This window comes from Thalassospira sp. GO-4, from assembly GCF_023588965.1.
GTDB classification, from domain to species: Bacteria; Pseudomonadota; Alphaproteobacteria; order Rhodospirillales; family Thalassospiraceae; genus Thalassospira; species Thalassospira povalilytica.
Genome location: NZ_CP097807.1, coordinates 3,263,827 through 3,278,412, shown reverse-complemented (window position 1 = coordinate 3,278,412; position 14,586 = coordinate 3,263,827). Strand labels below are relative to the sequence as shown.

Sequence of the window (14,586 nt, the reverse complement as noted above, 5' to 3'; positions counted from 1 at the left end):
TCAGAACACCTTCTTGAACGGGCGGATTACAACCGATTCAAAAAGCCCGGCCTTGGCATAGGGGTCATTGGCCGCAAACTCGCGGGCATCTTCGATTTTATCGAACTCGATGATAAAGACCGAACCGTTCATGCCCTCAAGATCGGGATCAAGGGTCGGACCAGCCGCAACGATACGATCAGCAAAGCCACCCTTGATATAGGCAAGATGGTCATCACGATTGGCCTTGCGGACATCAAGATGACCGGGCTTATCAACGCAACGGATATAGAAATGCATGGACTGTTTCCTGCTTCTTTATGGGATCAATGGCCATAAAGTGACAGAACCACCCGACATTCTCAAGCCGAACCAATCGGAACTACAAGGCTTGCACAAACAGCAGCCCGACGTCAGCCGGCACTTTCCAGTTCATCGCGGAACGGACGCTGTAACAGGGCGTTAATCGTGCTGCGCAGATCGGCATTATGGTTTGCGACCTGATCGACCGCGGCACAGATCGGCATTTCAACACCGTATTTTGCCGCAACCGCCGTAATGGACGCAGCGGTATGAACGCCCTCGGTCACGGAACGACGTTCTGCAAGAATATCCTTGGCCTTGCGGCCTTCGCCAAGGGCAACGCCAAAGGTGTAATTGCGCGAAAGCGTACCGGTACAGGTCAGGGTCAAATCACCAAGACCCGCCAGCCCCATCATGGTTTCAACCCGTCCGCCCATCGCAACAGCAAGGCGCGACATTTCGGCAATTCCCCGTGTAATCAGGGCTGCGCGCGCATTGTCACCAAGCTTGAGCCCGGCAACCACACCGCTTGCAATCGCAAGGACGTTCTTGATTGCGCCTGCAACTTCGACACCGGCAACATCGGTACTGAAATAAGGACGGAATTCCGGGGTCCCGATAAGATCGACCAGTCGTTTTCCAAGCACCCGGTCTTCGCAGGCAAGCGTGATCGCAGCGGGCAGGCCAACCGCGACTTCCTGTGCAAATGTTGGCCCGGAAAGCACCGCAACCGGCACATTGCCAAGGGTCTCATTGACCACCTGCGCCATCAGGGCACCGGTTTCCTTTTCAATTCCCTTGCAGCAAATCACCGCCGGAAGATTATCCGTCCAGTGCGCGGCAAACCGGGTCAGGGTTTCACGCAAATGCTGTGCTGGCGTAACCAGAAGCACAGCATCTGAATCGCGAATACCGTCATAGTTTGTTGTCGCGCGAAGCGCACCTGGCAACGAAATACCGGGCAGGTAAAAGTCATTCTCGCCGTTATTGTTGATCCGGTCCGCAAGGTCGGGATTGCGCAAGATCAGTTCGACATCTTCGCCCGCACGCACCGCCTGCACCGCAAGAGCCGTTCCCCAGGCACCGCCACCAACAACTGTAATGCGCTTTTTCATGTTCATTGTTCCGGCAAAAATAAAGTCGTTTCGTATCGTGGTAACCTGCCCTGAAAGCCACTAGGCCTTGACGCCAGCACCGGGTCTTTTGGGGGCTTCGGGGTCGAGTGGCCAACGCGGACGCGGCTTGAAATCAAGATCATCGCGTTCGCCAAGCCGGAACCGTTCCAACCCGGCCCAGGCGATCATCGCGGCATTATCGGTGCAAAGATCAAGTGGCGGCGCAACAAGCTGCATCCCCGCCTGATCTGTCAATTCCGTCAAACGGCCGCGCAGATATTTGTTGGCGGCAACCCCGCCGGCAAGAACCAGCGTTTTGCCCGTCGGGTAATCGCGCATGAATTCAAACACTGCATTGCGCGCCCGATCAATCAGCGTATCACCGACAGCGCGCTGGAAAGATGCGGCAAGATCGGCTTTGACTTCGTCTGTTTGCTGATCGACCGGAAAACCGTCCATATATGTGCGAACAGCGGTCTTGAGCCCGGAAAACGAAAAATCACAGCCCGGACGGCCGCGCAACGGGCGCGGCAGGCCAAAACGATCCGGATCGCCCTTTACCGCGATCTTTTCCAGGGCGGGACCGCCCGGATAGCCAAGACCCATCATTTTGGCAGTCTTGTCAAAAGCTTCGCCGACCGCATCATCAATTGTTGTGCCAATCCGTTTGTATTTTCCAACACCTTCAACAATCAGAACCTGACAATGACCACCAGAGACCAGCAACAGCAAATAGGGAAATGCAACATCATCGGTCAGACGCACGGTAAGCGCATGACCTTCAAGATGATTGACCGCCAGAAACGGCTTGTTGGCGGCAAAGGCAATGGCCTTGGCCGTCATGGTGCCAACCATCACCCCGCCGATAAGCCCCGGCCCGCCGGTGCAGGCAACCGCATCAAGATCATCGAAATCGACACCGGCATCATCCATGGCCTCGGCGACCAGCCGGTCAAGATGTTCGAGATGGGCGCGCGCGGCAATTTCGGGCACAACCCCGCCATAGGGACGATGATCGTCAAGCTGGGACAAAACACGGTTTGCCAGAATTTCGCGCTTGTCATTGACGACAGCAGCGGCCGTTTCATCACAGCTTGTTTCGATACCAAGTACGATCATGGGTCTGATCCGGTCAGGGTGTGCCAAACAGTCGGCAATCGGAATACAATAATACGCCTGGCGATGATGTAGCGGAAAGTTTGCCTGCTTTCCACCCCCGACGGGCGCATTTGCCATATGCAGTTATCGCGCTTCACGCCCAACTTCGGCAATTTTCATCCAAATCCTCCGCATCGCCAACACCACAGCACGCGCGATATAAGTCAATGCGCGCAACTAATCAGTTGCTATCATCACCATAGACAGACCGGAAAATTCGCACCCGATTTCCGCTGGCGAACCTTGTTTCCAAACGATTTTACGACTAAGACTCCTGCCATGACAGATACAGCAAAACTTCGCATCGGTACCCGTGGTTCACCCTTGGCTCTTGCCCAGGCACATGAGGTCCGTGACAAACTGGCAAAAGCGCATCCCGAACTTGCAGAAGACGGTGCAATCGCCATTACCGTGATTACCACGACCGGCGACAAGATCCTTGATCGTGCCTTGTCCGAAATTGGCGGCAAGGGCCTTTTCACCAAGGAAATCGATGACGCCCTGATGGGGGGCGAAATTGACCTTGCCGTTCATAGCATGAAGGATGTGCCGACAGTCCTGCCTGATGGCATGATCCTGCCGACCATTTTGCCGCGCGAAGACGTCCGCGATGCGTTTATTTCGCTGAAATATAAAAGCTTTGCCGAAATGCCGGCGGGGTCTGTCATCGGATCGGCGTCCCTGCGCCGTCAGGCAATGATCCTGAACAAATATCCGAACCTGAAAGTCGTGACATTCCGTGGCAATGTTCAGACCCGCCTGCGCAAGCTGGGCGAGGAACAGGTTGACGCCACCCTGCTTGCGATGGCCGGACTTAACCGGTTGGGTCAGCCGGAGATCGCAACCGCACCAATCGCCGAAGATGACATGTTGCCCGCAGTCGCACAGGGTGCGATTGGCATTACCATCCGCGAAGAAGACCAACAGACCAAAGATTGGCTTGCCGCCCTTCATTGTGAAAAATCGGCCATTCGCGTGGCGGCAGAACGTGCCGCACTCAAGGCACTGGACGGTTCATGCCGCACCCCGATTGCCGCACTGGCAGAATTCAACGACGATGGCAGCATGCGCTTGCGTGTCAGCATTGTGCGCCCGGATGGCAGTGAACGACTTGATACCGAACGCCTGATTGCCAAACCCGATATGGCATCCGCCGCGGCAGCCGGCACAGACGCCGGTGAAGAATTGAAGCAACGTGGCGGGCCCGACTTTATTTCGGCCTGATCCCATAAATGGACGGGAACGCAGATGGGACCCTTGGTGTTAAATACCCGGCCCGAAACCGATTCTGCCGACCTTGTGGCCGCGCTTGATGCGCGCGGCTACCGCCACCTGTCTGCTCCGATGCTGCATATCTCGTTCCCGGCACGACAAAATCCACTTGATATCAGCCACTATCAGGGGCTGATTTTCACATCTGCCAATGGTGTACGTGCCTTTATCGGTCTTAGCAGCGAGCGCACTTTACCGGCATTTTGTGTCGGCGATGCCACGGCACGCATGTGCCAGGAGGCGGGTTTCAATTCCGTTCATTCGGCAAATGGCGACATTCATGACCTTGCTACCCTTATTCGTCAGAAAGTCATGGCATCTGATGGGCCGCTTTTTCATCCTGCGGCACGTAAAACAGCCGGCGATCTGGGCACGATGTTGCGCAATGACGGGTATGAAATCGATCGCCAGACAGTTTATGAAGCAATCGCAAGTGATGAACTGCCCGAAGATGTACTGACGGCCATTCGCCGTCATCACATTGATGCAGTTTTATTTTTCTCTCCCCGCACTGCGGAAACCTTTGTTAAGCTTGTTCAAAGCTATAAACTTGAAGGTGACCTAGCCGGGGTGAATGCAATTTGCCTCAGCCCGGCAGTGCAATCGAAGATCTCAGACCTTACATGGCATAGAACGCACGTTGCATCACAACCGACACAAGAATACCTTCTTTCCTTATTAGGGTCCGTCGTAACGGCTTGCCGTACCTGACGCCGTTTTGGGAATAACCGCAAACTGCAATGGTCCGATCGTGAAAACACCAGAAACGCCAAAAACCAACGCTTCCGCAAAGTCGACCGATACGGAAAAGCCAACTGAAACCATTTCCGTTGACAGCAAGGGCAATGCCAGCCCGGACCCCAAAAAAGCAGATGCAACCCCCGCATCAAAACCCGGCTCTTCCGACAATTCGGCAAAGAAACCCGATAGCAGTCCCAAGGCCGAAAATCCGGCAAAGGCGGATGCCACCAAGCCTGGTTCCACATCGACAGGTGCAAAGCAACAGGACGAAAAACCGGCAAGCACAGCAGCCCGCAAGGGTGCCGGTGGCAAGGCAATTGTCATCTTTGTCCTGATCATTGTTGGCGGCCTGGCAGCTGGCTGGTTGACCCGCGCAATCTGGTGGCGCGATGCCCAGCCGCATCTGGCACAGTTTGTCCCCAACGATATTCTGGCTGAAATTGCGCCGGACGGCTTTGACGCAGACAATCCGCAAAATGGTGAAATCACAGTCACCAACGCGCCGGAAGCCGCAGGCGGATCAGAAGAAAACACCATTCCGGCACCAAGCGAAGATGCCGCAATGGCCGAAAAGGATGACGCCGAAGTCAAAACCGACGAAGAATCCCGTCCGACCGTAACCGGCATGGACAGCGAAACAGCCGACGCAGCACCGATCCCGGACGGGGCGGTTGTGGTCGATCCCGATTTGACCGAACGACTTTCGCGTCTTGAAGGAACGATCAATGCGCTGCGTGAACGACTGAACAGCGAACGTGGCGACACACTTAACAATACGGTTGCCCGCCGCATGGCCGAGATCGAGACCCGTACCGCCCCGATCGAGGAACTGGCACGCGTCGAAAGCGAACTGGCCGGTGTGGCCAATGAAATGCGCGAACTGTCCGCCCGCCTGTCGACCATGGAAGAAGAAGTTCGTGCCACCACCGGCCTTCGCGTCGAAAGCCGTGGTCAGGCCATCGCCATGGCCGTTACCATCCTGCGTGATGCGCTTCAGCGGGGTGGACCGTTCATGATTGCCCTTAATCAGCTTGAACGCAGTGCCGGCGATGACGCCGTGATCCTTGATCAGATCGAAACCCTTAAACCGCTTGCCGAACAGGGTGCACCGACCATCGAAAAACTGCGTCAGTCGTTCCCCGTCATGGCGCAAGAGGCCGTTGCCGCAGCGACCGACGATCATTCAGGGAGTGTCCTTGATGCCACCTGGGCCAACATCAAAAAGCTGGTTCCGATCCGCCGTGTCGATGCCGCAGGCGAAGAATCCCTTGAGGGACGTCTTGTTCTGGCAGAAAACGCCCTGGCACAAGATGACCTTGATGGCGCAGTCGCCGCACTTAACGGCGTCGAAGGTGAACATGCACAGGCTGCTGTAAGTGACTGGCTCGATGCAGCTAAACGCCGTCAGACCCTTAACGCGTCGATTGCAACCCTTAGCGCCCACGCCATCGGCCTTCTGACCGGGGCGGAGGACAGCCAATGATCCGTCTTCTGACCTTTATTCTGATCACGGCTGTTCTGGTTTTCTGCACCGTCTGGTTTGCCGAAAATCCGGGCAATATGACGATTGTCTGGCTGGGATACCGGTTTGACGGATCGATCGGCATGGTTGCACTTGGCCTTCTGGCCTTGACCGTGGTGCTGGTCCTGGTCTGGCGTGGCTGGACAATGATTGCAAATTCGCCGGGCTGGATCGGGCGTTTGCTTGGCAGTCGTCGCCGCAAAAAGGGCCAACAGGCATTGACCATGGGGTTGCTTGAACTGGCATCGGGCGATGTGCGTCAGGCCCTTAAACATACCCGTGCGGTTGACCGTTATCTTGAAGATGACACCCTGACCCGTCTTCTGACAGCACAGGCCGCCGAACTGGATGGCAATAACGACGCTGCCAAACGCCAGTTCGAAGCGATGCTTGAAAAGCCGGACTCGGCATTTTTCGGCCTGCGTGGACTGTTGCAATTGGCCCTTAAGGCCGATGACCGCGAAGCGGCACTTGATTACGCCGAACGGGCCCACCGTTTGCGTCCGCGCAACCCGGCGGTAATCGTGACCCTGTTTGACTTGTTGCTGACGTCGCGACGCTGGGACCGTGCATTAAGCCTGCTGGTGGATGCGCAAAAGGCATCGGTGTTCGATGAACAGGAACTGACACGTCGTCGCGCCCTTTTGATCACAGCCAAGGCCGAAGACGCCATTGCGGCTGGTGAAAATGCCGAGGCGATCAAACTCCTGCGCAAGGCATTAAGCGCATCCGCCGAATTCACCGGCGCGGCCGTCCTGCTGGCGGGTCTTTATCGTGACCTCAAACAGGATGCCAAGGCCCGTGACGTTGTCATGCAAAGCTGGCGTGTTGCGCCGTCAGCAGCACTGGGCACCATTTATCGTGAAACCCTGACCGGCGACCCGCTGCTACAAGTCAAATCGGTTGAGAAGCTGGTGGCAACCAATCCCGAACATGTTGAAAGCCAGATCGTCCTTGCCGAAGCCGCCCTTGAAGCGGACCTTTGGGGGGTTGCGCGCAGCAACCTTGAAAAGGCGATGGCATCAAAAGCCGAGGCACGCCATTACCGGCTTCTGGCCGATCTGGAATTGCGTGAAAATCAGGATGGCGCAAAGGCCCGCGATCTGTTGATCAAGGCCAGCCACGCCAATCCTGATCCGGATTGGCGTTGCGGGGCGTGTGGTGCGGAAACTGATCGCTGGGTCGTATCCTGCCCGTCCTGCCATTCATTTGGCAGCGTAGATTGGCGTGCCCCGCTGCGCGTCCATCAGGACAACACAGCCAAATCACCTGACACCCGTGCAAAAGATCCGGTCGCACTGGAACAGGATGGCACCGTCATTGACCATGATAATGACGATGCCCCGTCCCCGACCGATCAGCCGTCAAAAGGCAACCAGCCCGCGATTTAAAATCGTGCTGGCCCGGACAAAGAAACAAACCCCTGCAACCATGTTGCGGGGGTTTGGTTTATATCAGCCATGCTATTTCGATGTCGCCCAGGCTTCGATTGCATCAAGCGTGTGCCGCGCACTGGCGACCGTTGGCGTGGTTACGGCAACCGAATCAAGATAAAGAACCCGGCCTTCCTTGTGGGGGCGCAGGAAACGATCCCATCCGGGCACAATGGCATTCAACCGGTCACGAATGGCAGCCTGACCACGATCCGCGCTGACATAACTGTTCATAATAATCAGAATATCAGGATTAAGGCGGGCGAACTGTTCGGAACTCAGGGGCACGGCGAAGCCTTGGCCATAGCCCGATGCCTTGCCACTGCCTTGAAGGTCTGCACGACGATATCCCAGATCCTCGATCGCCTGAATGACACCGGACATGTTGCTGACGACATTGATCTGGTCATAAATGATCACCGCCAGATACGTCTTTCCGTCCGGGGCTTCGGGCAATTTGGCACGCACATCATCAAGTTGGCTTTTATAGTCGGCCATCAGGGCATCGAAATGATCCGATACGCCCAGAAGATCTGCCAGTTTTTGCTGGGTGCTGAACCCGGTGATATCCGGGGTCCGGATGTTTTTGAGATAAACCGGTGCGACAGATGACAGGATATCGGCCTTATCCGCGTCACTTTCCCCGCCAATGATCAGGTCCGGTTTCAGGGCACTCAGTTTTTCAAGGTCAATATTCCCCAGCGGACCGATACCAGAAATCCCCAGATCAGCGCCATCCTTGCCCAGAACGGTCTTGATGAAATCGACCCGCAACATCGAACTGCCATCATCGTTGCGCCCGTAAGACCCGACAATATCAAGCCCAAGTTCAAGGATCGGAATCCCCAATAGCGGTTCTTGCAAGACAACAATACGTTCGGGCGTATCGGGCATGGGCACGGTACGCCCGCGATCATCCTGCACATCGTGACTTTGTGCTTGTGCCAGTCCGCTCGCAACAATCAGCGCCAGGGTCAAAAACAGCTTGTGCATGGGAACTCCAATCAATCGGGTATCAACCTGTTCGGGCTTGTGAAATGGTCCGAAGACGCAGGGAAATGATAAAAATCGGGGCGCCGATCATCATGATGGCAAGCCCGGTCGGCAGTGTCACCTGATCAGAGCCAAGACGCGTCAATCCATCGGCCGCCACCACAAGAACACCCCCGGTCATCGCCGCCAGAAACAGTCGCGCCCGCCCCTTTGCCGGGGATATGAAACCGGCAAGATGCGGGGCCATCACACCCAGAAACACCAATGGACCGACCGCAGCCGTCGCCGCGGCCGTCAACAGGACGGCAACAATCAGAATGGCCGGCTTGGTGATATGAACGGCCTCCCCTAGGGCCAGCGCCATATGGTCACCAAGGTCAAGACTGCGCAATTTGCGACCAATCACCAGAATTGCCGGGATGGAGATAACAAACCATGTCGCAAAACTGCCAACAGCCGCCCAGTCAGAATGGAAAAGTGACCCGGCAAGCCAGCTTGAAATCGCGTGTGACTGTTCGGGCGGCGCATAAAGGATCAGGATCGATGTCACCGATGACAAAGTGGTTTCAACCGCAATCCCCATCAGCAAAATGCCAAGCCCCCCGGAATGATGACGCCCGACCAGTACCATCAACAGCGCGGCCACCGCCAACCCACCGGCAAATCCGGCAAGGGGAGTAAAGATCAACGGCAATCCGGGAAAAAGAACCAGCACAAGCATGATGACCACAAGCGACCCCTGGCTCAGCCCAAGCAGCCCCGGATCCGCCAGCGGATTTTGGGCAAGTGATTGCAACATCGCCCCGGTCAGCGCAACGCACCAGCCTGCCATGAACCCCATCAGAATGCGGGGCAGACGGACATCTGCAATTGCAAATGCGACATCACCAGAGACAGCATTGCCATCAAACAATCCGACAAGGTCGGAAAATGTGCTGTCGGTTGATCCTGTGGTCAAAAGCGCCACACCACCGACCACAGCAACCATCATCAGGATCACCGCACAGATCAGATTATGCAGACGGATTTCCAAACCACCGGAAAATCTGAGAACAACATATCCATGAAGACCGGTCGTCAAACGCATTACAATGACCTCCGCAATCCGGGGGTCAGGTAATAGCGCCGCACGACAAAGGCAAAAACAACGCCACCGAACAGGTCCATCATCACGCCGGTATGAAGAACAAACGGGCTGAAGGCCAGTCGTGCAACCATGTCGGCAATCAGACAAATGCTGGCCCCGACCAGAATGCAGCCCGGAATGATCACTGTCTGCTTTGCACCGACCAGTGGTCGCACGATATGGGGCACAACCAGACCGACAAACCCGATCGGGCCGCAAATTGCGACCGCCGCACTGCTTGAAAGAACCACGGATGCAATTGCCAGACGCGACACAAGGACAATATTAACACCGGCCGATGCCGCCTTTTCCGGGCCAAGGGCAATAAGGGTCAGCGCGCGTGACAAGATCAGAAGCACGACCACACCACCGACACCAACCGGCCACATCTGATGAAGGCGGTCGATATAGACATGGTTGATATCGCCCGTTACCCAGCCAAGAAACTCGTTTCGCAGTTCCGGCGTCGATAACAGCAAGGCATTGGCAATGCCGATAAACAGCATTGAAACCACCGCCCCGGACAGAATAAGCGACAACCCCCGCGGGTTGCTATCCATGCCCGACATACGTGCAACCATCAGACAGGCGCCAAATCCGCAAATCCCGCCAATCAGCGCCGCAATTCCCTGAAATGCGGATGAAATCCCGAAAAATATCACCCCGCCAACCACAAACAGGGTCGCACCGGCATTGATCCCCAAAAGCGCTGGTGATGCGAGGGGATTGCGCATCAATCCCTGAAGCACAGCACCGCTGCATGCCATCACCGAACCGACAAAAACGGCAATCAATACCCGTGGAAGACGTTGATAGATCACGACAAAATGGTCGTAATTATCCGCATCAAAGCTGAAAAACGCCAAAAGGATGTCTTCAGGTGCAATATTGGTCGCCCCAAGTGACAGATTGGCAAAAAATGCTGCCATCAGGATCAGAATGAAGGCCGAAAAGACCTTTGCACGACCGGTCATTCTGCGCGTGCCCGCATCTGTTCGTCCTGACGCGGCAAACAGACAAGACGATCTTCGCGCATGAAAACATCGGCATCGAAATCAAAGACCATGCGGATGTTTTCCGGTGTGATGACCTGTTTGGTCGGGCCGGAAACGCCTGCTTTGCCCTGACGGATCATCACCACATGGTCGGCAAATGCTGATGCCAGATTAAGGTCGTGCAAAACCGTGATGATTGTTTTGCCGTGCTCCTGACCCAGACGGCGCACCAGATCAAGCACGGCATACTGGTATTTCATATCCAGATGATTGACCGGCTCGTCCATCAGAATGATGTCGGCATCCTGTGCCAGAACCATGGCGATCCAGGCCCGCTGACGTTGCCCACCCGAAAGTGAATTGACCGGCACATGGGCCATATCGGACAGCCCAACGGTGCGAAGAACGTCTGCAAACAATGCCCGGTCCTGTGCACTTGGCCCGCCAAACAGGGAATAGCGTGCATATCCGGCAAGTTCGATCAGCTCACCCAGAACGATATAATCCGGGCAATGGTTTTCCTGTGGCAAATAGGCGATGCGCCGTGCCAGGGTTCGCCGCGGAATATCGTCGATCGGAACATCATCAAGGGTGATGGTCCCGGCTGATTTTGGCAAAAGACCAAGGATCGCCTTGAGCAGTGTGGATTTCCCGCATCCGTTTGGCCCGACCAGTGCCGTCACACCGCCTGTGTCGAACTGCACCGAAAGTCCGTTCAGGACCGGTGATTTTCCATAGGAAACAACAAGATTTTGGGCAGACAGCACGTTCAAAGGTCCGGTTTTTCAATCCTGACCAGAACATAGATCAAGGCGTTTTATGCTGCAAATGATATTCATTCATATTATCAAGCATGCAACAGACGACGATCAAAGGAATTCTGCCCGCCATGACGACCCGCAAGCACATCCATATCGGTTTGTCCGTCGCCCCGACCTGGTTGATGAATGATGCCTGGCGCCGTGGTGACAGCAATGTCGAAAATGTCTTTTCCACAGACTTTTTTGTCGAGATTGCCAAACGCGCGGAAAAGGCCAAGATCGACTTCCTGTTTCGTCCTGACACGCTTTTCATGAAACCGGAAATGATTGCCGGTTCCCCCGGGTTTTCCAGTCTCGATCCAACGATCCAGCTTGCGGCACTGGCCGAACACACCAGCAAGATCGGACTGGTCACGACGGCATCCACGACCTTTTATCCGCCCTATATCGTCGCCCGCCAGATCCAGTCGCTTAATATCCTGTCCAAGGGGCGGGTTGGCTGGAACATCGTCACATCCCTTGATGGCAACGAGAATTTCGGAATTTCGGAAATGCCATCAAGCGAGGATCGCTATCGACAGGCAGCCGAATTTAGCGATGTGGTCCACAAACTTTGGGCAAGCTATCCTTCCAATGCCATCGTTGCGGACCGCGAAAGTGGGACTTATGGCACCCCGGACGCCCTGACACGGATTGATCATCACGGGGAGTTTTATGATGTTGCCGGGCCGCTGAACACACCGGCCTTTGGCAATGGCAAAGTCCCGTTGTTCCAGGCCGGGGCATCGCCGGCCGGACGTGACTTTGCTGCGTCCGTTGCCCATGCAATCTTTGCCGCCACCCCGGATCCGGAAGTTGCGCGTGAATTGCGCAGTGACCTGCGTGAACGCGCGGCAAGCAAAGGCCGCAACCCCGATGATATTCGCATCTTGCCCGGACTTAACATGTATCTGGCCCCGACCCGCGAAGAAGCACGCGAAATTTTCGCCCAAACCCACGCCCGCATGGACCCACGCCGCATGATTGCCAAGGTCAAGGAACTGATTGCCCTTGATCTGACAGATCATCCAATGGAGGCCCGTGTCACTGCCGAAATGTTGCCCCCCGCGGATACGGTGGTGCGCAGCAAGACCCATGGCGACCTTGTCCGTCGTCTGATTGAACGTGATCAACCAACGGTCAAGGATCTTCTGACCCGTCCAGAAGTCATGGGGTCCTCGCACTGGATCGTGGTCGGCACGCCCGAGGATGCGGTTAACGAAATTGCGGCTTGGGCTGATATCAATGCCGGTGACGGCATCATTGCCTTACCCAGCGGTTCACATCAGTCGGTTGAGTTGTTTCTTGATCAAGTGGTTCCGGGTTTGCAGGAACGCGGACTGTTTCGCACCGAATATTCCGGTCATACCCTTGCCGATCATCTTGGCATCAAATAGCCAACAAAAAACCCCGGGGAAGTTCCCGGGGTTTTTCAATTTGATCACGATTTGATCCCGACCGCGCTTAGTGGCGGAAGTGACGCATGCCGGTAAAGACCATGGCAATGTCATGTTCGTCGGCTGCGGCAATGACTTCTTCGTCACGCATGGAGCCACCCGGCTGGATCACAGCCGTTGCACCGGCCTTGACTGCGGCCAGAAGACCATCGGCAAACGGGAAGAACGCATCAGACGATACGACCGAACCCTTGGTACGCAGTTCGGCTTCACCGGCATTTTTGCCAGCTTCTTCTGCTTTCCAGGCGGCAATGCGCGAGCTGTCAACGCGGCTCATCTGACCGGCACCAACACCAACGGTCTTGCCGTCTTTGACATAGACAATGGCGTTTGATTTGACATGTTTGCCAACGCGGAACGCAAACAGAAGATCATCAAGTTCGGCATCAGTCGGCTTGCGCTTGGTGACGACTTTCAGTTCTTCGCGTTTCACACGACCCGCATCACGGTTCTGAAGCAGATAACCACCCGCCAGCGAACGAAGCGTCATGTCTTCGCCTTCCGGGTCGGCCATGCCGCCGGTTACCAGCAGACGCAGGTTTTTCTTGGCTGCCAGAACTTCCTTGGCAGCATCGTCTGCTTCCGGGCAAATCACGACTTCGGCAAACAGTTTGGCGATTTCTTCGGCGGTTTCTTTATCAAGGGTACGGTTGACCGCAATGATGCCACCAAATGCCGAAACCGGATCACAAGACAGCGCCTTGTTATAGGCTTCGATCAGGGTTGCACCCTCGGCAACGCCGCACGGGTTGGCGTGCTTGATGATCGCAACAGCCGGCTTTTCGTCAAACTCGGATACCAGTTCAAACGCAGCGTCGGTGTCATTGAGGTTGTTGAACGACAGTTCCTTGCCCTGAAGCTGGGTCGCGGTTGCCACACCTGGACGGTTTTTACCGTTGGTGTAGAACGCGGCCTGCTGGTGCGGGTTTTCGCCATAACGCAGGGTCTGTTTCAGTTCGGCCGAAACATTCAGGCGCTGCGGGAAGGTTTCACCAAGCTGACCGGCAAACCAGCTTGAAATCGCCGAGTCATAAGCGCCGGTGCGGGCAAAGGCCTTGGCGCCCAAAACGCGACGAGTTTCAGCGGTGGTGGCACCGGCATTGTCATTCATTTCGGCGACAACACGGTCATAATCGGACGGATCGACAACCACGGTAACCGATTCATGGTTTTTCGCCGCCGAACGGATCATGCTTGGTCCGCCGATATCGATATTTTCGATGCAGGTGTCGAAATCGGCACCCTTGGCAACGGTTTCTTCGAACGGATAGAGGTTCACACATACCAGATCGATCGGGGAAATGTCGTTATCTTCCATCGCCTGCATGTGGCTGGAAAGAGAACGGCGGCCCAGAAGGCCGCCGTGAATCTTCGGATGAAGAGTCTTGACACGACCGTCCATGATTTCGGGAAAACCGGTGTGATCGGCAACTTCCTTGACCGGAATACCGGCAGCTTCGATCGCCTTGGCGGAACCACCAGTGGACAGGATTTCAACACCCTGGGCGTGAAGGGATTTGGCAAATTCGACCAGACCGGTCTTGTCGGAAACGGAAATAAGCGCGCGCGCAATACGAGCAGTCATTGGGTTCGCTTTCATGCATCAATGTGATGAAGGTTGCGGACCCATTGATGATATATCGGCCCACAATATCAGAAATGCGCATGGCTGCTCGTGCATGCGATGTGACA

13 protein-coding genes are annotated in these 14,586 nt (G+C 55.6%); 5 read left to right on the top strand and 8 right to left on the bottom strand.

All coding sequences use genetic code 11. The features are described from left to right. The 3 genes from M9H61_RS15165 to tsaD all read right to left on the bottom strand — a co-directional run bounded on the left by M9H61_RS15165 (position 1) and on the right by tsaD (position 2,516). Positions 1–279 (bottom strand): YciI family protein, encoded by a 279-nt coding sequence (locus M9H61_RS15165; RefSeq protein WP_101246519.1) that lies wholly within the window; start codon positions 277–279, stop codon positions 1–3. A 113-nt stretch (positions 280–392) separates the two neighbouring features. Further along, complete coding sequence (locus M9H61_RS15160; RefSeq protein ID WP_114112345.1) at positions 393–1,397, bottom strand: NAD(P)H-dependent glycerol-3-phosphate dehydrogenase; 1,005 nt, start codon at positions 1,395–1,397, stop codon at positions 393–395. Between the two features lie 60 nt (positions 1,398–1,457). Next, positions 1,458–2,516 carry a tRNA (adenosine(37)-N6)-threonylcarbamoyltransferase complex transferase subunit TsaD gene (gene tsaD, locus M9H61_RS15155; RefSeq protein WP_250281425.1) on the bottom strand — a complete coding sequence of 353 codons (1,059 nt, stop codon included), beginning with the start codon at positions 2,514–2,516 and terminating at the stop codon, positions 1,458–1,460. A gap of 318 nt (positions 2,517–2,834) precedes the next feature. Here tsaD and hemC point away from each other — a divergent pair, with 318 nt between their 5' ends. The 4 genes from hemC (at position 2,835) to M9H61_RS15135 (ending at position 7,481) form a co-directional block, all read left to right on the top strand. Beyond that, positions 2,835–3,779 (top strand): hydroxymethylbilane synthase, encoded by a 945-nt coding sequence (gene hemC / locus M9H61_RS15150; RefSeq protein WP_101246521.1) that lies wholly within the window; start codon positions 2,835–2,837, stop codon positions 3,777–3,779. Positions 3,780–3,854: 75 nt separating this feature from the next. Beyond that, complete coding sequence (locus M9H61_RS15145) at positions 3,855–4,538, top strand: uroporphyrinogen-III synthase (protein ID WP_250281423.1); 684 nt, start codon at positions 3,855–3,857, stop codon at positions 4,536–4,538. A 40-nt stretch (positions 4,539–4,578) separates the two neighbouring features. Next, on the top strand, positions 4,579–6,051 hold the full coding sequence (locus M9H61_RS15140) for a mitofilin family membrane protein (protein ID WP_250281421.1): 1,473 nt from the start codon (positions 4,579–4,581) through the stop codon (positions 6,049–6,051). Beyond that, positions 6,048–7,481 carry a heme biosynthesis protein HemY gene (locus M9H61_RS15135; protein ID WP_250281419.1) on the top strand — a complete coding sequence of 478 codons (1,434 nt, stop codon included), beginning with the start codon at positions 6,048–6,050 and terminating at the stop codon, positions 7,479–7,481. Before M9H61_RS15140 ends, M9H61_RS15135 begins: the two co-directional genes overlap by 4 nt. A 72-nt stretch (positions 7,482–7,553) precedes the next feature. On the opposite strand, the gene M9H61_RS15130 is transcribed toward M9H61_RS15135, so the two are convergent. From M9H61_RS15130 to M9H61_RS15115, 4 genes are read right to left on the bottom strand one after another with little or no spacing between them, the layout of a single operon-like run. Next, positions 7,554–8,516 carry an ABC transporter substrate-binding protein gene (locus M9H61_RS15130; RefSeq protein WP_250281417.1) on the bottom strand — a complete coding sequence of 321 codons (963 nt, stop codon included), beginning with the start codon at positions 8,514–8,516 and terminating at the stop codon, positions 7,554–7,556. Between the two features lie 22 nt (positions 8,517–8,538). Next, complete coding sequence (locus M9H61_RS15125) at positions 8,539–9,603, bottom strand: iron ABC transporter permease (protein ID WP_250281415.1); 1,065 nt, start codon at positions 9,601–9,603, stop codon at positions 8,539–8,541. Next, positions 9,603–10,616, bottom strand: a complete 1,014-nt coding sequence (locus M9H61_RS15120; protein WP_250281413.1) for an iron ABC transporter permease — start codon at positions 10,614–10,616, stop codon at positions 9,603–9,605. Before M9H61_RS15120 ends, M9H61_RS15125 begins: the two co-directional genes overlap by 1 nt. Then, the gene (locus M9H61_RS15115; RefSeq protein ID WP_250281410.1) at positions 10,613–11,404 is read right to left on the bottom strand and encodes an ABC transporter ATP-binding protein; all 792 of its coding nucleotides are present in this window, start codon (positions 11,402–11,404) and stop codon (positions 10,613–10,615) included. The genes M9H61_RS15120 and M9H61_RS15115 overlap by 4 nt, the downstream gene beginning before the upstream one ends. Before the next feature lie 122 nt (positions 11,405–11,526). Between M9H61_RS15115 and M9H61_RS15110 the strand changes: the two genes are divergently transcribed. Beyond that, the gene (locus tag M9H61_RS15110) at positions 11,527–12,834 is read left to right on the top strand and encodes an NtaA/DmoA family FMN-dependent monooxygenase (RefSeq protein WP_250281409.1); all 1,308 of its coding nucleotides are present in this window, start codon (positions 11,527–11,529) and stop codon (positions 12,832–12,834) included. Positions 12,835–12,901: 67 nt separating this feature from the next. On the opposite strand, the gene purH is transcribed toward M9H61_RS15110, so the two are convergent. Then, on the bottom strand, positions 12,902–14,479 hold the full coding sequence (gene purH, locus M9H61_RS15105) for a bifunctional phosphoribosylaminoimidazolecarboxamide formyltransferase/IMP cyclohydrolase (RefSeq protein WP_250281407.1): 1,578 nt from the start codon (positions 14,477–14,479) through the stop codon (positions 12,902–12,904). Positions 14,480–14,586 lie beyond the last annotated feature (107 nt).

What these genes read in the sequence shown, in the direction of transcription:
- tsaD (WP_250281425.1), bottom strand. Translation starts at nt 2,516, where the DNA reads ATGATCGTACTTGGTATCGAAACAAGCTGTGATGAAACGGCCGCTGCT.
- purH (WP_250281407.1), bottom strand. Translation starts at nt 14,479, where the DNA reads ATGACTGCTCGTATTGCGCGCGCGCTTATTTCCGTTTCCGACAAGACC.
- M9H61_RS15110 (WP_250281409.1), top strand. Translation starts at nt 11,527, where the DNA reads ATGACGACCCGCAAGCACATCCATATCGGTTTGTCCGTCGCCCCGACC.
- hemC (WP_101246521.1), top strand. Translation starts at nt 2,835, where the DNA reads ATGACAGATACAGCAAAACTTCGCATCGGTACCCGTGGTTCACCCTTG.
- M9H61_RS15120 (WP_250281413.1), bottom strand. Translation starts at nt 10,616, where the DNA reads ATGACCGGTCGTGCAAAGGTCTTTTCGGCCTTCATTCTGATCCTGATG.
- M9H61_RS15125 (WP_250281415.1), bottom strand. Translation starts at nt 9,603, where the DNA reads ATGCGTTTGACGACCGGTCTTCATGGATATGTTGTTCTCAGATTTTCC.
- M9H61_RS15135 (WP_250281419.1), top strand. Translation starts at nt 6,048, where the DNA reads ATGATCCGTCTTCTGACCTTTATTCTGATCACGGCTGTTCTGGTTTTC.
- M9H61_RS15160 (WP_114112345.1), bottom strand. Translation starts at nt 1,397, where the DNA reads ATGAAAAAGCGCATTACAGTTGTTGGTGGCGGTGCCTGGGGAACGGCT.
- M9H61_RS15165 (WP_101246519.1), bottom strand. Translation starts at nt 279, where the DNA reads ATGCATTTCTATATCCGTTGCGTTGATAAGCCCGGTCATCTTGATGTC.
- M9H61_RS15130 (WP_250281417.1), bottom strand. Translation starts at nt 8,516, where the DNA reads ATGCACAAGCTGTTTTTGACCCTGGCGCTGATTGTTGCGAGCGGACTG.